The 18,107-nt window shown below is 72.7% G+C and carries 14 protein-coding genes; 10 read left to right on the forward strand and 4 right to left on the reverse strand.

Annotation, left to right across the window (positions count from 1 at the left end):
* Window positions 1-10 precede the first annotated feature (10 nt).
* Entirely contained in the window at window positions 11-811 is an 801-nt protein-coding gene (locus AB0E07_RS20665) for a crotonase/enoyl-CoA hydratase family protein (RefSeq protein WP_362253825.1), read from the reverse strand.
* 165 nt (window positions 812-976) lie between these two features.
* Here AB0E07_RS20665 and AB0E07_RS20670 point away from each other — a divergent pair, with 165 nt between their 5' ends.
* From AB0E07_RS20670 to AB0E07_RS20690, 5 genes are all read left to right on the forward strand, one after another.
* The gene (locus tag AB0E07_RS20670) at window positions 977-2,584 is read left to right on the forward strand and encodes an acyl-CoA synthetase (protein WP_362253827.1); all 1,608 of its coding nucleotides are present in this window, start codon (window positions 977-979) and stop codon (window positions 2,582-2,584) included.
* A 251-nt stretch (window positions 2,585-2,835) separates the two neighbouring features.
* A complete protein-coding gene (locus AB0E07_RS20675; protein WP_362253830.1) occupies window positions 2,836-5,484 on the forward strand; it encodes a LuxR C-terminal-related transcriptional regulator in 2,649 nt (882 codons plus the stop codon).
* The gene (locus AB0E07_RS20680) at window positions 5,481-7,139 is read left to right on the forward strand and encodes an MFS transporter (RefSeq protein ID WP_362253833.1); all 1,659 of its coding nucleotides are present in this window, start codon (window positions 5,481-5,483) and stop codon (window positions 7,137-7,139) included. Before AB0E07_RS20675 ends, AB0E07_RS20680 begins: the two co-directional genes overlap by 4 nt.
* Window positions 7,136-7,669 carry a hypothetical protein gene (locus tag AB0E07_RS20685; protein WP_362253836.1) on the forward strand — a complete coding sequence of 178 codons (534 nt, stop codon included), beginning with the start codon at window positions 7,136-7,138 and terminating at the stop codon, window positions 7,667-7,669. The genes AB0E07_RS20680 and AB0E07_RS20685 overlap by 4 nt, the downstream gene beginning before the upstream one ends.
* Window positions 7,670-7,814: 145 nt before the next feature.
* Entirely contained in the window at window positions 7,815-8,012 is a 198-nt protein-coding gene (locus tag AB0E07_RS20690; protein ID WP_362253839.1) for a hypothetical protein, read from the forward strand.
* Between the two features lie 69 nt (window positions 8,013-8,081).
* Here the strand turns inward: AB0E07_RS20690 and AB0E07_RS20695 are convergent, their stop codons facing one another.
* Window positions 8,082-9,488, reverse strand: a complete 1,407-nt coding sequence (locus AB0E07_RS20695) for a DUF2252 domain-containing protein (protein ID WP_362253842.1) — start codon at window positions 9,486-9,488, stop codon at window positions 8,082-8,084.
* Between the two features lie 195 nt (window positions 9,489-9,683).
* Between AB0E07_RS20695 and AB0E07_RS20700 the strand changes: the two genes are divergently transcribed.
* The 4 genes from AB0E07_RS20700 (at window position 9,684) to AB0E07_RS20715 (ending at window position 13,189) form a co-directional block, all read left to right on the forward strand.
* Entirely contained in the window at window positions 9,684-10,313 is a 630-nt protein-coding gene (locus AB0E07_RS20700) for a DUF308 domain-containing protein (protein ID WP_362253845.1), read from the forward strand.
* An 83-nt stretch (window positions 10,314-10,396) separates the two neighbouring features.
* Window positions 10,397-10,873 (forward strand): SHOCT domain-containing protein, encoded by a 477-nt coding sequence (locus AB0E07_RS20705; RefSeq protein WP_362253848.1) that lies wholly within the window; start codon window positions 10,397-10,399, stop codon window positions 10,871-10,873.
* Window positions 10,874-10,907: 34 nt separating this feature from the next.
* Window positions 10,908-11,324 carry a hypothetical protein gene (locus AB0E07_RS20710; RefSeq protein ID WP_362253851.1) on the forward strand — a complete coding sequence of 139 codons (417 nt, stop codon included), beginning with the start codon at window positions 10,908-10,910 and terminating at the stop codon, window positions 11,322-11,324.
* A gap of 137 nt (window positions 11,325-11,461) precedes the next feature.
* The gene (locus tag AB0E07_RS20715; protein ID WP_362253853.1) at window positions 11,462-13,189 is read left to right on the forward strand and encodes a sulfatase; all 1,728 of its coding nucleotides are present in this window, start codon (window positions 11,462-11,464) and stop codon (window positions 13,187-13,189) included.
* Here the strand turns inward: AB0E07_RS20715 and AB0E07_RS20720 are convergent.
* Window positions 13,158-14,042, reverse strand: coding sequence for an alpha/beta hydrolase (locus tag AB0E07_RS20720; protein WP_362253856.1), 885 nt, complete (start codon window positions 14,040-14,042; stop codon window positions 13,158-13,160). The genes AB0E07_RS20715 and AB0E07_RS20720 overlap by 32 nt on opposite strands.
* Before the next feature lie 9 nt (window positions 14,043-14,051).
* Window positions 14,052-15,551, reverse strand: coding sequence for an acyl-CoA synthetase (locus AB0E07_RS20725; RefSeq protein ID WP_362253859.1), 1,500 nt, complete (start codon window positions 15,549-15,551; stop codon window positions 14,052-14,054).
* A gap of 122 nt (window positions 15,552-15,673) precedes the next feature.
* Here AB0E07_RS20725 and AB0E07_RS20730 point away from each other — a divergent pair, with 122 nt between their 5' ends.
* Window positions 15,674-18,082 carry a penicillin acylase family protein gene (locus tag AB0E07_RS20730; protein ID WP_362253861.1) on the forward strand — a complete coding sequence of 803 codons (2,409 nt, stop codon included), beginning with the start codon at window positions 15,674-15,676 and terminating at the stop codon, window positions 18,080-18,082.
* Window positions 18,083-18,107: the final 25 nt, after the last annotated feature.

Consider the following 18,107-nt stretch of genomic DNA (forward strand, 5'->3'; position numbering starts at 1 on the left):
CCGGTCTCCTTCAGTGTCGCTCGTAGCGGGGCGGCCGCTTCTCGGCGAAGGCGCGGGCGCCTTCCCTGGCGTCGGCGGTGTCGAAGACGGGCCAGCCGCGCTTGAGTTCGGCCGCGAGGCCCTCGGTCTCGGTCAGCTCGGCGGTCTCGTAGACGGACGCCTTGACGGCCTCCACGGCGAGCGGACCGCAGGCGTTGATCCGCTCGGCGATCTCCAGGGCCTCGGCGAGGGCGGTGCCGTCCGGGACGACATGGCCGATCAGGCCGATGTCGGCGGCCTCGCGGGCGCTGTAGGGGCGGCCGGTGAGCAGCATCTCCAGGGCGTGGGTGCGCGGGATCTGGCGTTGCAGCCGGACGGTGGAGCCGCCGATCGGGAACAGTGCGCGCCTGACCTCGAAGAGGCCGAAGACGGCGGACTCCCCGGCGACGCGGATGTCGGTGCCCTGGAGGATCTCGGTGCCGCCGGCCACGCAGGGCCCTTCCACGGCGGCGATCACCGGTTTGCGCGGGCGGTGGTGGCGGAGCATGGCCTTCCAGTGCAGGTCGGGGTCGGCGGTGAGCCGGTCCCGGTACTGCTGACCCGCCATCCCCTGGCCGGCCAGGGCCTTGAGGTCCATGCCCGCGCAGAACGCGCCGCCCGCGCCGGTCAGCACGATCGAGCGGACGTCGTCGTCCTCGTCGGCCTCCGTCCAGCCGTCGTACAGGCCCACCAGCATGGGCAGCGAGAGCGCGTTCTTGGCCTCGGGCCGGTTGAGCGTGAGGACGAGTGTGGCGCCCTCGCGCCGCACGGTGAGGTGTTCGGTTCCACTCATCGCCGGTCTCCCCTCTCCGGAACGAGAACAGGTTGCAGGAGGCGGCTGAGCACTTCAAGAGTTTTCTGACTGTCAGTCAGATTTGTTGTGCGCGGAGTCTTCACAGTCCTGCCGCCCTTTGCTCTGATGACCGGCATCCGAGGGACAGCGAGGTCAGGAGGAGCGGTGGAGTACAACCTTGCCGACCTGTTCGAGTCGGTCGTGGACGTGGTGCCGGACCGTGAGGCGCTGGTGTACCTCGACCACCCCGGCACCGGCGCGGAGCGCAGGCTGACGTACGCCGAACTCGACGCCGCCGCCAACCGGATCGGCCACCACCTCCTGGACCGCGGGATCCGCCCCGGCGAACACCTCGGGCTGCACCTCTACAACGGCGTCGAGTACCTCCAGACGGTGCTCGGGTGCCTTAAGGCGCGGATCGTGCCGGTGAACGTCAACTACCGCTACGTGGAAGAGGAGTTGGTCTACCTCTACCGGGACGCGGATCTGGTGGCGGTGGTCTTCGACGCGGAGTTCACGGACCGGGTGGCGGCCGCCCGGCCGCGGGTGGAGAAGCTCCGGCACCTGGTCCGGGTGGGGGCGGGCGACGGATCCCTGGGGGTGCCGTTCACCGAGGCGGAGGCGTCCGGCTCACCGGAGCGGGGGTTCCCGACGCGCTCCGGGGACGACCAGTTCATCATCTACACCGGCGGCACCACGGGCATGCCCAAGGGTGTCATGTGGCGCCAGGAGGACCTGTTCTTCGCGGGGCTCGGCGGCGGGGCGCCGACCGGCGACCCGGTGGGCAAGCCGGAGGAGCTGGCCGAGCGGGTCGCGGCCGGCGGGTCCGGGATCACCTTCTTCCCCGCGCCCCCGCTGATGCACGGCACCTCCACGCTCACCGCGTTCATCGGCTTCAACTTCGGCCAACGGGTCGTGCTGCACCGCAAGTTCGTGCCCGAGGACGTGCTGCGCACGATCGCCGAGGAGAAGGTCTCCAGCATGTCGCTGGTCGGTGACGCGATGCTCAGGCCGCTCATCGACGCGCTCGCCGGACCGATGAAGGGCACCGACTGCTCGTCGATGTTCTCGGTGTCGTCGTCCGGAGCGATCATGTCGGAGACGGTCCGCCGCCAGTTCCTCCAACTGGTCCCGCACGTCCTGCTGCTGAACAACTTCGGCTCCTCCGAGTCCGGCTTCAACGGCACGGCCACCGACGACTCTGGGCCCGAGCGCGGCTTCCGCATCCGCGTCAACTCCCGTACCCAGGTCGTCGATCCGGCGACCGGGGAGCCGGTCGGGCCGGGCGTGGTGGGCCGGGTCGCCCAGTGCGGGCACGTGCCGCTCGGCTACTACAACGACCCGGTGAAAACCGCGGAGACCTTCTTCGAGAAGGACGGCGCGCGCTGGGTGCTGCTGGGTGACATGGCTACCGTCGACGAGGAGGGCGTGGTGACCGTCCTCGGCCGCGGCTCGCAGTGCATCAACACCGGCGGCGAGAAGGTGTACCCGGAGGAGGTGGAACAGGCGTTGAAGTCCCACCCCGACGTCTACGACGCCCTGGTCGCCGGGGTGCCCGACGCGAAGTGGGGCCACCATGTGGCGGCGGTGGTGCAGCTGCGGGAGGGGGCGGAGCGGCCGTCGCTCACCGACATCCAGACGCACTGCCGGTCCCGGCTCGCCGGGTACAAGATCCCCCGCCGCCTGGTGGTGACCGACTCGATCCGCCGCTCGCCGAGCGGCAAGGCCGACTACCGGTGGGCGCGGGAGGTCGCCGGGGCGGCGCAGGGCTGATGGCGGTCGGGCGCGGGTCCGCAGGTCCGCAGGTCCGGTTCGGCAACCCCGCGGGGCCCCCGTACCGACTCGGCGGCGGCCCGCTCCGCGCCTCGCTGCGCCCTCCGGGTGACGGCCCTGCGCCCCAGGTCAGAGACCCGTCCGTGGGGTGACGGCGCCCGTCGGGCGCCCTCTCGCGTGCCGACCGGTGGGGAAGCTGGGACTCTGGAGGAGGAACACTGACCATGGCCTGAGGAATGGTGGTGGTCGGCATGGTTGCGGTCGATCCGGGCGGGCACATGCCCTCGACCGTGGGAGTCGACCCCCTGGGCGCGCCCTACCTCCCCGGCCGTTTCACGATTCCGGCCCGCCCCGCCACCTTCCTGCGCCGCCCACGTCTGCACCGCCGGCTCGACCTCGGCCGCTCGACGCCGTTGACCATGGTCAACGGGGCGGCCGGAGCGGGCAAGACCGTGCTGGTCGCCGACTGGGCCGCGGGACTGGAGGGGCCGGTCGTCTGGCTCACCGCCGACACCGGCCAGACGCCCGGCCTGTTCTGGGCGTATCTGCTGGAGGCCCTGCACCACCAGGGCGTGCTCGAACCCGCCGACGTGGGGTTCCCGGCCGACGCCCACCGGGTGGACCGCAAACTGCTGGCCCGGCTCGCCGTCGCCCTCGCCGCCCGTGAACGGCCGGTGGTCGTCGTCCTCGACGAGTACGACCGGGTGACCGGACCCGCCATCAGCGAACAGGTGGACTTCGTCCTCCAGCACGCCGGTCCGGGTCTGCGCCTGGTGCTGGTCACCCGCAACGAGCCGCTGCTGCCGCTGCACCGCTACCGCGCGGCCGGCACCCTCACCGAGGTCCGCAACGCCGAACTCGCCTTCACCCCCGAGGAGGCGGTGGGCCTCGTCGGCCTGCACGGTCTGCGGCTGTCCGTGGACACCGCCCGGTCCCTGGTGGACCGCACCGGCGGCTGGGCGGCGGGCCTGCGGCTGTGCGCCCTGGCCGCGCAGGAGGCCGACGACGCCGAGGTCTACCTCAAGGAGTTCGAGGCCGGACAGAGCACGGTGGCCGACTACCTGCTCGGGGAGGTGCTCCGGCGTCAGCCGGCCGAGACCCAGGACCTGCTGCTGCGGGTCAGCGTCCTGGAACGGTTCTCCCCCGCGCTCGCCAACACCCTCACCGGCCGCCTCGACGCCGAGTCGATCCTGGACGAGCTGCGCCGGCAGAACGCCTTCGTGGAGTCCCTCGGGCACTCGTGGTACCGGCTGCACCCCCTCTTCGGGGAGATTTTGCGGTCCCATCTGGAGGTGACGCTGCCCGGGGCGCGGCCCCGGCTGCACCGCCGGGCCGCGCGCTGGCTGCGGGCCGCGGGCTACCTCCCGGAGGCGCTCGCCCACGGCGCCGAGGCGGGCGACTGGGAGTTCACCACGGCCGCCCTCGTCGACGACCTGGCCATCGGGCAGTTGTTCACCGGTCTGCGCGCCGAGGGTCTGGCGGGCCTGTTCGCCCGGATGGAGCCCGGCACCCGCACCCCGGCCGCCGAACTCGTCCGCGCGGCCCGCGCGCTCAACCGCCACGAGACCGACCGCGCGCTGGCCCATCTGCACCACGCCGAGCGGACCCTGACCGACGAGGCGACCGACCCGGCCGCCGCCCGGCTCAGCTGCGCTCTGCTGGAGGCCCACGCCGCCCGGCTGTCCGGCGCCCCGGACCGGGCGGAGCGGGCGGCCCACGCCGCCCGGCTCCTCCAGGGCGACGTCCCCGCCCGGCTCCTCGAACAGCACCCCGAGCTCAACGCCCTGCTCCTGACCCATCTGGGCGCGACGCAACTGTGGGCCGGACGGTTCAAGGAGGCCCGCGACGCCCTGGAGACCGTCGTGGACTGCCCCCCGGGCGCCGCGACGACGCGGCCCCGCCAGGAGAGCCTCGGTCATCTCGCGCTCATCGCCTATCTGGACGGCTGGCTCGACCGGGCCGAGCGCACGGCGCTCGCGGCGCTGTCCGAGACCGAGCGGTACGGGCTGCCCCCGTCCGCCGGTTCCGGGATGGGCCATCTGGTCCGGGCCGCGATCGCGGTGGAGCGCCATGAGCCGGCCGAGGCGCGGCAGCTCCTCGACGAGGCGGCGGCGTCCGGTCCGGCCGGGCTCGACGACCCGGTGGTGGCGGCCGTACGGGCCCTGACCACGGCGCGGCTGCTGCTGGCGCAGGGCGACCCGTCCGCTGCGCTCGCCGCGGCCGGGGCCCGCGTCGGCGCCGAGGCGGTATCGCCCTGGGCGCGGGACCGCACGGCCGCCGTCGTGTGCGCCGCGTACCTGGCCGAGGGCCGCGCCGAGACGGCCGTACGGGCGCTGCCGGAGGACCCTGGCGATCAGGCCGCCTGTGCGGTGGAGACCGCGCGCGCCCTGCTCGCTGCGGGACGGCCCGGCCCGGCGCTCGGCCTCCTCGACGCGCTGCCCGCCGAGGGCGAGGCCGGTCCCGCCGTCACCGTGCCGGCCCTGCTCGTGCGCGCGCAGGCCGCCGACCGTACCGGCGATCCGGAGGGCGCCCGCCGTCTCCTCGTCCGGGCCCTCACGGAAGCCCGCCGGGAGCGACTGCGCCGGCCCTTCCTGGAGGCCGGGCCCTGGGTTCGGCGGATGCTGGGCACCGGGCAGGCGGAGGCGCTCGCGGCGGGCTGGCTGCTGCCGGGGCGCGACCGGCCCGGCGAGGACGGACCGGTCCTCGTGGAGGAACTCAGCGCGCGCGAGCACGATGTGCTGGTGCGGCTCGCGGACATGATGTCGACCGAGGAGATCGCCGCCGACCTGTTCGTCTCCGTGAACACGGTCAAGACCCACCTCAAGGGCGTCTTCCGCAAACTGGCCGTCAACCGGCGCACCGACGCCGTGCGGCGTGCCCGGGAACGGGGCCTGGTGTGACCGCCGAACGGGCGGCGCGATCCTGGCGGGCTCTGATCGTGCTCGGCACGGCCCAGTTCCTGATGGTCCTGGACACCTCCGTCATGAACGTCTCGATCAGCCAGCTGGTCGAGGACTTCGACACCGAGGTCACCGCCATCCAGGCCGTCATCACGCTCTACGCGCTGATGATGGCCGCGTTCATGGCGGTCGGCGCGAAACTGGGCGACATCCTCGGACGCCGCCGGCTGTTCCTCATCGGCCTGTGCGTCTACGGCGTCGGCTCGGCCCTCACCGCCGCGGCGCCGACCGTCGGGGTGCTGGCGATCGGCTGGTCGGTGATCGAGGGGCTCGGCGCGGCGATGGTGCTGCCCGCGATGGCGGCCCTGGTCGCGGAGTCGTACCGGGGCCGGGACCGTGCGGTGGCGTACGGCGTCATCGGCGGCCTGGCCGGTGCGGGTATCGCGGTGGGGCCGCTGCTGGGCGGCTGGGTGACGACGTACCTCACCTGGCGGCTGGTCTTCGCCGGCGAGGTGGTGCTCGTGGCGGCGATGCTGCTCTGCCGGAAGATGATCACGGAGGTTCCGCGGACCGGGCCGCGCCCCCGGCTGGACGTGGTGGGCGCGGTCCTGTCCGCGTCGGGTCTCGGGCTGGGCGTCCTGGGCGTGCTCCAGAGCGGCACCTGGGGCTGGGTGGAGCCCCGCAACCCGCCGTTCACGGTCTTCGGGTTCGCGCCGACGCTGTTCGTGATCGGCCTCGCGGCGCTCGTCCTGTCCGCGTTCACGCACTGGGAACGCAGACGGACCGGGCGGGGCGAGGACCCGCTGGTGCACCTGGCGGTCTTGGAGCGGCCCGCGCTGCGGGCCGGGCTGTGCACGATGCTCAGCCAGAACCTGATCCTGCTCGGGCTGTTCTTCGCCATCCCGCTGTATCTCCAGGTCGTCCAGGGCTTCGACGCCTTCGAGACCGGTCTGCGGCTGCTGCCGGTCTCGGTGACCATGCTCGTCGCGTCGCTCGGCGCCTCCCGGTTCGCCCGTCAGGTCCCGCCGCGCACCCTGGTCAGGGTCGCCCTGCTCACCCTGGCGGCAGCGATCCTCTGGCTGCTCGCCACCATCGACCCGAAGATCGACGACGTCCAGTTCGGCGCGGCCATGGCCCTGCTCGGACTGGGCATGGGGCTGCTCGTCTCGCAGCTGGGCAACGTCGTGCAGTCCAGCGCCGCCGAGGACGAGCGCAGTGAGGTGGGCGGGCTCCAGTACACCGCCCAGAACCTGGGGTCGGCGCTGGGTACCGCCCTGATCGGTTCGCTGCTGATCGGCGCCCTCGCGCAGGCGTTCACCACCCATGTGGAGGACGAACCGCGGCTCTCGGAGGCGACGAAGGAGCAGGCTGCGGTAGCCCTGCAGGCCGGGATCTCCTTCGTCCCCACCGACGAGATCCGGGCCTCCGCGGAGGCCGCCGGGCTGCCGCCCGCCGAGGTGGACGCGGTCGCCGACGCCTACGCTTCGGCGCAGCTGCGCGGCCTGAAGGCGGCGATCCTCGCGGCCGGCGGGATCACCCTGGCGAGCTTCCTGATCACCCCTCGGCTGCCCGGCCGCGGCGACCAGGTGCGGCCGCCGGGAAGCGGCGCGGCACCCGCACCCGGAGCCGCGCCCGAGCCCGGAGCGGGGTCGTGACGGCTCCGGAGGAGGCCGGGAGCGACCGCTCGGAACGCCGGGCCCGCCGCGCCGAGCGGCGGGCCCACGAGGACTTCACCGGCGGCGTCTACGGCTCGCTGCTGGCGGCCTCGGTGGTGCTCGGCGCGGGGTCCCTCGGCAACTTCCCGCGGGCGGAACTGGTCCTGCTGCTGCTCCTGACCGGAGTGGTGTTCTGGCTCGCCCATGTGCACGCCAAGCTCTTCGGGGAGCGTCTGGCGCGCCGGGCGCTGGACCGCCGGGAAGTGCTGAACGTGTGCCGGGAGGAGTGGCCGATCCTGCGCGCCTGTCTGCCGCCGGCCCTCGCGGTGGCGGTCAGCCCGCTGCTGGGGCTGGACGTGCAGGGTGCCGTCTGGCTGGCGCTCGGCGTCGCGGTCGCGGGGCAGGTGGGGTGGTCGGTGCGGGCGGCGGTGCGGGCCGGGGCGTCCCGGCGGCTGGTGACCGTCACGGCGGTCGTCAACCTGCTGCTCGGCCTGGTCGTCGTCGCCGTGAAGCTCTTCGTCAAGCACTGAGAGGTCAAGTACTGAGAGCGATCCTGTCCGGCTATCACCTGTGCCGGGTGAGGACGCGGGCGGCCCGGGGCCGGAGTATCGGAGTGCGGGGTGCTGTTCCGCCCGCTCCACGCCTTCCGCGGGAGACCGGCCAGGGAGATCGGCCATGCGCTATGAGATCCGCGTCGACGGGCAGATGTCGGAGGCGCTCGTCAAGTCCTTCCCCGAGCTGAACCATGTGGTGATGGCCGGTCAGACCATCCTCTTCGGCTCGGTGGTCGACGAGGCGCATCTCTACGGCCTGGTGGCCCGCTGCCAGTCCCTGGGCCTGCGGATCGTGGAGATGCGCCGGCAGCCCGAGTGACGCCCCGCCGGACGCCCGCCGGGACCGGGTGAGCCGCCCCCTCGGCGGGGGCGGCTCACCCGGTTCCGGTCACAGGTCGCGTGCTGTCACCCGGCCCGAGCGCACGGCCGCGGCCAGTGCCTCGAAGTCCCGCTCGTTGCGGTCGGCGTAGCTCTGGGCGAACTCGGTCAGCGCCCGGTCGAAGCGGTCGCCGCCGCCGAGGTAGGCGGTGATGGCGATGGGGTCGCCGGACCGGGCGTGGGCACGGGCCAGGGAGGCGCCGCACACATGGGCGAAGAGGTTCAGCAGCGACGGGTCCATGGTCTCCGGGCGGGCGATGCCCTTCCAGTCCCGCAGCTGGCGGACGTAGAAGTCCCGGCCCTTGCCGTCCAGGCCCGTGACATGGGTCCAGCCGAGGAAGATGTCGCTGGTGGTCTGGATGAGCCGCTGTCCGCTGACCACGCGGCGCCCCTGGTTGTCGTAGTCGTCGCCGTCGGTGTGGTCCGCGAGCACCGACCGCTGGGCCTCCTTGGCCTGGAGCAGCAGCGGATCGTCGTCGTCCCGGCCGAGCATCAGCAGGATCCAGCAGCGGGTGCCGACGCTGCCGACGCCGACGACCTTGCGGGCCATGTCGGCGATCCGGAAGTGGCGGAGCAGATGGCGCCGCTCGGAGGACAGGCTGGTCGTGTACTGCTCGACGACGGCGGCCAGTTCCTTCCACTGCGCGGCCTCCTCGGGGCCGCCGAGGTCGGCGAGCGGTGTGATCAGCGGACGGTCCGGCGTGATCCGGCGGCCCTCGGGCGTGTTGACGGTCAGCCGTTCGAACGCCTGCATATGGGTGCGGGTGCGGGCCTTGGCCGTGGCCTGCGCGGTGCGCCGACGGGCCTTCTTGTCCATGGCCGCGGCCATCAGGGTCCGCATGTGGTCGGCGTCGTCCTGGGCGTACCAGATGTCCAGGGTGCCCATGCCCGCGAACTCCCGCATGCGCTCCCGGTAGGAGCGCACGCACTCGCGTACCGCCCGGTTCTGCTCGGCGGTGGAGAAGCCGTTGGCGCGGGCGGCGATGACGAAGCTGGCGGCCAGCCGTTTGACGTCCCATTCGAACGGTCCGGCCAGGGTCTCGTCGAAGTCGTTGATGTCGAAGACGAGGTGCCGTTCCGGGGAGGCCAGCAGCCGGAAGTTCAGCAGATGGGCGTCGCCGCAGAGCTGGACCGTGAGCCCGGTGTCCGGAGCGGCGCCGAGATCCGCCGCCATGATCGCGGCCGCGCCCCGGTAGAAGCGGAAGGGCGATTCCAGCATGCGGCCGTAGCGGATGGGGATCAGGTCCTGGAGCCGGGTCGCCGACTGGCCCTCGATCACGTCGATCGGATCGAAACGCCCCGGTCCCGGCTCGAACCGGGCCTGGGCCAGGCGCGGCACCCGCGAGCGTGCCTCCTTGCCCGCTGCGGCCCGTTCGGCCGGGGTCCGGGAGTGGGAGAACGCGCTCCCTGGGGTCATGGCCGCCTCCTCGTCAACGCGGGTGGCCAGGGCTCTGGCCGAGTCTCCACCCTTCCGCGCGGCCGCCCGGTGCGGATCACCCTTGGCGGGTGATCCCCCGCGGGGCGCGAGGGACCACGCTGACGGGGTGGGAACTCCACCCACCCGTCCCGCCGGTGCCCGGCGGGAGCGCGCCCCGCAGGGCGAGGAGGAGCCATGACCGAATCGCACACGTCGGCGCAGCCGCCCGGGTCCGGGCAGCGACCCGGCGGGACGGTGCTCACGGGTTCCGGCGACCCCGAGGACGTCCTCGGCCGCCTCGGTGCCTCGTGGACCTGGATGCTGGGCTCGGCCCTGGCCACCCTGGTGCCGGGCGTCCTGCTGCTGGTGTGGCCGGACGCCACCCTCCATGTCGTGGCCGTGCTGTTCGGGCTGTACCTGCTCGTCACGGGCGGCTTCCGGTTCGTCGCGGTGTTCGGGCAGGAGCGCGGCGAGCGGCTGCCGGGCCTGCTGATCGCGGTGCTGTTCGTCCTGGCCGGGGTGCTGTGTCTGCGCAACCCGCTCCAGACGATCGCCGCGCTGTCGGTGATCGTCGGCGTGGTCTGGCTGGTGTCCGGACTGCTGACCGCCTACGCGGCGCTCGCCGCGAAGGGCATGCCGCACCGCGGTGTGGTGCTCGGCGCGGCCCTGCTCGGCATCGTCGCCGGCATCGTCGTACTGGCCCTGCCCAGTGAGTCCGCGGTGGCCCTGACCAGGCTGCTCGGCCTGTGGCTGGTCCTGCTGGGCGTGATGGAACTGGCGGTCGCCCTCGCCTGGCGGCACGCCGTCCGCCGTCTCACCCCCTGAGGGTGAAGCGCTCACACCGCGTCACGCGCACGCTGGGAACGGACAACGACTCTCGGGCACCGTGCCCGGACGGAGGCGACACCATGAGCCAAGGCATGTACCTCGCGTACGACTTCCCGCTGCTGAGCACCTTCTGGGCGATGCTGTGGTTCTTCCTGTGGATCCTGTGGTTCATCCTGCTGTTCAGGATCGTCGTGGACATCTTCCGCGACGACGCGATGAGCGGCTGGGGCAAGGCGGGCTGGCTCGTCTTCGTCATCATCCTGCCCTTCCTGGGTGTGCTGGTGTACGTCATCGCCCGGGGCAAGAACATGGGGCGCCGGGAGATCGAGCAGGCGCGCGCCCAGCAGGACGCCTTCGACTCCTACGTCCGGGAGACCGCGGGCAGCGGTGGACGCCCGAGCCACGCCGACGAACTGGCGAAGCTGTCCAAGCTCAAGGAGAGCGGCTCCATCACCGACGAGGAGTTCCGACGGGCGAAGGAGCTGATCCTCACCGACAGCGCCCCGGCGGGCGCCCGCAAGCAGCCTGAATCAGCCACTCCGGGAGTCGGCCACTGAGGCCGGCCGCACGACGAGAGACGAGGGCAGCGGCATGACGTCGACACAGAGCGCACGGCCGCCCAGTGCGAAGCAGAGCTGGGCGGAGGGCATGACCGTCTTCGCCGGAGTGATGCTGATGATCGCCGGAGTACTCGGCATCACGCGGGGCATCATGGCCATCGCCGAGGACGAGGTGTTCGTCAACACGCCCAACTACGTGTTCAAGTTCGACCTGACCAGCTGGGGCTGGATCCACCTCATCCTCGGCGTGATCGCCCTACTGGTCTCCTTCGGCCTGTTCAGCGAGGCGACCTGGGCCCGGGTCTCCGGGGTGGCCATCGGCGCCCTCGTGATCATCGCCAACTTCCTCTCCCTGCCGTACTACCCGGTGTGGTCGGTGGTGCTGATCGCGATCTCGGCGCTGATCATCTGGGCGCTGTGCGTGGAACGGCCCAAGTCCGGCGGCTGAACCCGCCCGGCAGCGGTGTCCCCCGGCACCCCGTCCCCCGGCCCGCGTACCGTGTGCGTCTCGACCGGCTCGACAGGTGAACACAAGTCGAAGGCCGACCGTACGCATGATGACGGGACGCAGGGAAGGAACCACGGGTGTCGCAAGTCGCGGGGCAACTGCCGGACGCCGAGGCGGAGGAGGACACGGGCACGGAGGGCACGGAGGAACGCCCCGGACCGCGCGGATGGCGGGCACGCCGGCCGCGACTGGCCCGGGGCGTCTCCGTGACCACCACCGTCCTGGCGGGCGCGCTCCTGCTGTGCTCGCTCCTGCTGCCCAACCGGCTGGAGCGGCTGACCTTCGACGCGTTCCTGCGGATCCCGGCCGAGGGCGTCCTGCTGGCCGGCCTGCTGCTCTCGCTGCCGCCCCGGTGGCGCCGGATCGCCGCTGTCGCGACGGGATCGCTGCTCGGTGCGCTGACCGTGCTGAAGATCCTGGACATGGGCTTCTACCAGGTGCTGGCCCGCCCGTTCGACCTGGTCCTGGACTGGATCCTGCTCGACGACGCGACCGAGTTCCTGCGCGAGTCGTTCGGGCGTACGGGCCAGGTCCTCGCCGTGACGGGGGTGCTGGTCCTGCTGGTGGCCGTCCTGGTCGCCACGATCCTGTCGGCCGTGCGGCTGACGAACCTGATGGTCCGCCACCGCCCGGTCGCCGCGCGGACCACACTGATCCTCGGCACCGCCTGGATCACCTGCGTCACGCTGGGCGTGCAGTTCACCGACGTACCCCTCGCCTCGAAGATCAACGCGGACTACGTCGACAACCGGGTGGAGCAGGTCCGGGCCGGACTGAAGGACGCGGAGGTCTTCGAGAAGCAGGCCGCCGTCGACGCCTTCGCGGACACCCCGCCGGACCAGCTGCTGACCGGACTGCGCGGCAAGGACGTGCTCTTCACCTTCATCGAGAGCTACGGCCGGGTCGCGATCGACGACCCGGCGATGGCGGGGCAGATCGACACCGTCCTCGACGAGGGCACCGACCGGCTGGAGAAAGCCGGGTTCGCCTCGCGGAGCGGCTGGCTGCGCGCCCCCGTGACGGGCGCGGGAAGCTGGCTCGCCCACTCGACGTTCCTGTCCGGACTGTGGATCAAGAACCAGCAGCGGTACCGGAGTCTGACCACCAGCGACCGGGCGACGCTGAACAGCTACTTCCGCAAGACCGGCGCCTGGCGGACCGTGGGCATCGTGCCCGGAGTGCGCAGGGCCTGGCCTGAGGGTGAGTTCTTCGCTCTGGACCACATCTACGACTCCGAGCAACTCGGCTACCACGGACCGTACTTCAGCTGGACGCCGGTGCCGGACCAGTTCAGCCTGGAGGCCTTCGAGCGCCTGGAGCGCGGGAAGAAGGACCGCGAGCCGATCATGGCCGAGATCATCCTGGCCTCCAGCCACAACCCGTGGGCCCCGGTCGCGCACATGATCGACTGGGAGGACCTCGGGGACGGCTCGGTCTTCCACGGCATCAAGGAACAGGGCAAGGACCCCAAGGAGGTCTGGAAGGACCCCGACAGCGTCCGCGCCGAGTACGCCAACGCCATCGAGTACTCGCTGCGCAGCCTGGTCGAGTACGTGGAGCGCTACGGCGACGACGACACGGTGCTGGTCTTCCTCGGCGACCACCAGCCGGTGCCGACGGTCACCGCGGGCAGCCGGAGCAAGGACGTCCCGGTCACCATCGTCGCCCGCGATCCGAAGGTGCTGGAGCGCGTCGCCGACTGGGGCTGGACCGACGGCCTCAAGCCCGCCGAGGACGCCCCTCAGTGGCCGATGAACCAGTTCCGGGACCGGTTCATGACGGCGTACGGTCCGCAGCGCGACTGACGGGTCCGGCCGCGTCGGCCCGGTCGAGGAAGGCGCCGACGCGTTCCGTGAACCACTCCGGGTCGTCCAGCCAGGGGAAGTGGCCGCCGCCGGGCTGGACGGCGAGTTCGCCGTGCGGGAAGACCTCCGCGGTCGCGCGGGCCAGGTCGGGGTCGGGGGCGCCGTCCCGCTCCCCGGCCAGCACCAGCACGGGGGCGGTCAGCCGGGCGAGGGCGGCCCGGGTCGCGGGCGGGTCGAAGGCGCCCTCGGAGCCGTACACGCCCGCCGCCGCGTCGTTGAACTCCTCGTCCCCGCGGGCGTCGTGCAGCCGGGCCGCCTCGTCCCAGCGGCCGTAGAAGAAGGGCGCGATGTCCGGTCCGGCGTCGCCGGCGCCGGTGAGCCAGGCGTCGAAGGCCCGGTACGCCTCCGGGAACCAGGGCTCGGCCGCCCGTAGCAGCGCGGCGGCCCTGCGCCGCTCGGGCGTCGCCGGGGTGCCCAGCGCCCACGGGTTGGCGGCGACGAGCACCAGGCGCCGCACCCGGTGCGGGTGGCGGGCGGCGTAGAGCATCGCGAGGCTGCCGCCGGCGGAGTGCGCGAGCAGGTCCATCCGGTCCAGGCCCAGCCGTTCCCGCAGCGCCTCGACGTCGTCGACGAGCCGGTCGCAGCGGTAGGTCGCCGGGTCCGCGGGCACCTCCGACTCCCCCGTGCCGCGCAGGTCGAGCCGGACGAGACGGCGCCGGGTGTGCAGTCCGCCCAGGTCGCCGAGGTAGGAGGAGGCGCGCATGGGCCCGCCCGGCAGGACGACGAGCGGTTCGCCCCCGCCCTGCTCGTGGTGGGCCAGCTTGGTTCCGTCGGACGATGTGAAGATCGGCACGGGCCGATCCTAGGTGGCGGCGAACCGGTCCCGCAGTTCCCTTTTGAGGATCTTCCCGCTGGCGTTGCGCGGCAGGGCGTCGACGAAGACGACCCGCTTGGGCGCCTTGAAGTGGGCGAGTGTCTCCCGGGCGTGGGCGATCAGTTCGTCCTCGGTGACCTCGCCGCGCGGCACGACGACGGCGGTGACCGCCTCGATCCAGCGGTCGTCGGGCAGTCCGACCACCGCGACCTCGGCGACGCCCTCGTGGGTGTACAGCGCGTCCTCCACCTGGCGCGAGGCGACCAGTACGCCACCGGAGTTGATGACGTCCTTCACCCGGTCCACGATCGTGAAGTAGCCGTCCGCGTCGCGCACGGCGAGATCCCCGGAGCGGAACCAGCCGTCGCGGAACGCCTCTGCCGTCTCCTCGGGCTTGTCCCAGTACCCCTCGCACAACTGCGGTGAGCGGTAGACGATTTCACCGGGTGTGCCCTCGGGAACGTCCTTGCCGTCCTCGTCGACCACCCGCGCGTCGACGAACAGCACCGGCCGGCCGCAGGAGTCCATGCGGCCCTCGTGCTCGTCGGGCGCGAGGACGGTGGCCAGCGGACCGATCTCGCTCTGTCCGAAGCAGTTGTAGAAGGCCAGCTCCGGCAGCCTGTCGCGGAGCCGCTCCAGCACGGGCACCGGCATGATCGAGGCCCCGTAGTACGCCTTGCGCAGGGCGCCGAGGTCGCGGGTGGCGAAGTCGGGGCGGTTCGCCAGCGCGATCCACACCGTGGGCGGCGCGAACAGACTGTCCGCGCGGCCCGCCTCGACCAGGTCGAAGAGGCGGTCGCCGTCGGGGGCGTCGAGGATGATGTTGGTGGCGCCGACCGCCAGGTAGGGCAGCAGGAACACGTGCATCTGCGCGGAGTGGTACAGCGGCAGGGAGTGCACGGGCCGGTCGCCGGCGCTCAGGTCGAGCGCGGTGATCGCGCTCAGGTACTCGTGGACCAGCGCGCGGTGCGTCATCATCGCGCCCTTGGGCAGGGCGGTGGTGCCGGAGGTGTAGAGCAGTTGCACCAGGTCCTCGGCGCGGGCCTCGGGACCGTCGTGCGCGGGGGCCGAGCCGAGCAGCTCCAGCAGGGAGCCGTCGGCGTCCCGCAGGGGCAACGACCGTACGCCGTCGGGGAGATGTCCCGTCAGGTCCGGGTCGGCCAGTACCAGCGCGCTGCCGGACTGGCCGACGAGGTAGGCCAGGTCGTCCCCGGTGAGGTTCTGGTTGACCGGGACGTGCACCAGGCCCGCGCGGGCGCAGGCGAGGAAGGCGATCAGATAGGCGTCGGAGTTGTGGCCGTAGGCGCCGACCCGGTCCCCGGGGGCGAGGCCCTGGGCGAGCAGGACGGTCGCCGCGCGGGAGACCGCCGCGTCGAACTCCTCGTAGGTCCAGGTCCGGTCGCGGTACTCGACCGCGACGCGTGCCGGGGTGCGGCGGGCGCTGCGCCGCAGCACCCCGTCGACGGTGCTGCCGTGTCCGGGCGTCATGAGTGCTGATCCTCGGTGCGCGCCGAACGGAGGTCAAGAGACCGAACGGTCGACACGTTCCCCTGACACATACCGGTTGGTAGCCTCAACCGCCCCTTCCCCCGCAGACGTTGGGAGGCTCGATGCGCACCCGCCCGAGACGGTTCGTCATAGCGGCCGTCGCCCTGCTCACCGCCACCGCCGGGCTGCCGGCGAGCGCGGCCGAGCGTCAGGACCGCGGCGAACACCCCTCGTACGGCGGCCTGTCGGCCGTGATCCGCTACACCGAGTACGGCATCCCGCACATCGTCGCCAGGGACTACGCGAACCTGGGCTTCGGCACCGGCTGGGCGCAGGCCGCCGACCAGGTGTGCACGCTCGCCGACGGCTTCGTGACCGTACGCGGGGAGCGCTCCCGCTTCTTCGGCCCCGACGCGGCACCGGACTCCTCCCTCTCCTCGGCGGCGAAGAACCTCTCCAGCGACCTGTACTTCCGCGGGGTGCGCGAGGCCGGCACGGTGGAGAAGCTGCTCGCCGAACCCGCTCCGCGCGGCCCCAGCAGGCAGGCGGAGGAGCTGATGCGGGGCTTCGCCGCCGGGTACAACGCGTGGCTGCGGCAGAACCGGATCACCGATCCCGCCTGTGCGGGCGCCGCCTGGGTGCGCCCGGTCACCGCCCTCGACGTGGCCACCCGCGGTTTCGCGCTCGCGGTGCTCGGCGGTCAGGGACGGGCCGTGGACGGCATCACCGCGGCGCAGCCGCCGACGGGGACGGCCGTGCGGGCCCCGGACGCCGAGGACACCGCCAGAGCCGCGCGGGAGCTCCTCGCCGCCGACACCGCCGACATGGGGTCCAACGCGGTCGCCTTCAGCGGCGCCACCACCGCGAACGGGCGCGGGCTGCTGCTGGGCAACCCGCACTATCCGTGGCAGGGCGGCCGCCGGTTCTGGCAGTCGCAGCAGACCATCCCCGGCGAGCTGAACGTGGCGGGCGGCTCGCTGCTGGGCACGGCCACCGTCTCCATCGGCCACAACGCCCGGGTGGCGTGGAGCCACACCGTGGCGACCGGTGTCCCGCTCAACCTGCACCAGCTGACGCTGGATCCGGCCGATCCGACGGTGTACCTCGTCGACGGCGAGCGCGAGCGCATGACGAAGCGCACGGTCACGGTGGACGTGCGGGACGGCGCGCCGGTGACCCGGACCCAGTGGTGGACCCGGTACGGGCCGGTGGTGAACGCGATGGGCGCGACGCTGCCCCTGCCCTGGACGGCCACGACGGCGTACGCGGTGAACGACCCCAACGCGGTGAACCTGCGCGCCTCCGACACCGCGCTCGGCTTCAGCAGGGCCCGGAACACGGGTGAGGTGCTGGGTGCCCTGAAGCGCACGCAGGGCCTGCCGTGGGTGAACACGATCGCCGCGGACTCCTCCGGCCACACCCTGTTCACCCAGTCGCAGGTGCTGCCCCGGATCACCGACGAACTGGCGCAGTCCTGCTCCACCCCGCTCGGCAGGGTCACCTACCCCTCCGCCGGGCTCGCGATCCTCGACGGCTCCCGGGCGGCCTGCGCCCTCGGTGCCGACGCCGACGCCGTGCAGCCGGGCATCTTCGGTCCGGCGAAGCTGCCGACGCTGAAGGACGCGCCGTACGCAGAGAACTCCAACGACAGTGCCTGGCTGGCCAACGCGGACCGGCCGTTGACCGGGTACGAGCGGGTCTTCGGCACCGTCGGGACGCAGCGTTCGATGCGCACCCGCGGGGCGATCGAGGACGTCGACGCGATGGCCGAGCGCGGCCGGCTGACCGTCCGGGACCTTCAGGCGCAGCAGTTCGCCAACCGGGTGCCCGCGGGCGACCTGGCCGCCGGGGACGCGGCGAAGGCGTGTGCCGCGCTGCCCGGCGGGACGGCGACCGGCAGCGACGGCAGGGCGGTCGACGTGTCCGGGGCCTGCGCGGTGCTCGACGCCTGGGACCGCGGCACGGACACCGGCAGCCGCGGCGCGCTGCTGTTCGACCGTTTCTGGCGGAAGCTGAGCGCCTCCGTCCCGGCGGCCCAGCTGTGGCGGGTGCCGTTCTCGGCGGCGGACCCGGTGGGCACACCGCACACCCTCAACACCGCCGCCCCGGGTTTCGCCACGGCGCTGGCGGACGCGGTGGCGGAGCTGCGCGCGGCGGGCATCGCGCTCGACGCGCCCCTCGGCGAGCACCAGTTCGTCGTACGGAACGGCAAGCGCATCGCGGTACCGGGCGGCACCGAGTCGCTGGGCGTGTGGAACAAGGTCGAGCCGGTGTGGAACCCGGCCGGCGGCGGCTACACCGAGGTGTCGACCGGGTCGAGCTACATCCAGGCGGTGGGCTGGGACGGCGGCCGTTGCCCGGTGGCCCGCACGCTGCTGTCGTACTCCCAGTCCTCGAACCCGGGTTCGGCTCATTTCAGCGACCAGACGCGGCTGTTCTCCGGTGAGAAGTGGGTGACGTCCCGCTTCTGCGAGTGGGACATCCTGACGTCGCCCTCGCTGCGGCTGGTGGTGGTGCGCGAACGGCGCTGACGTACGTCCCGGGTGCCGCCCCGCC

The organism is Streptomyces sp. NPDC048002 (assembly GCF_040653275.1).
Classification (GTDB): domain Bacteria; phylum Actinomycetota; class Actinomycetes; order Streptomycetales; family Streptomycetaceae; genus Streptomyces.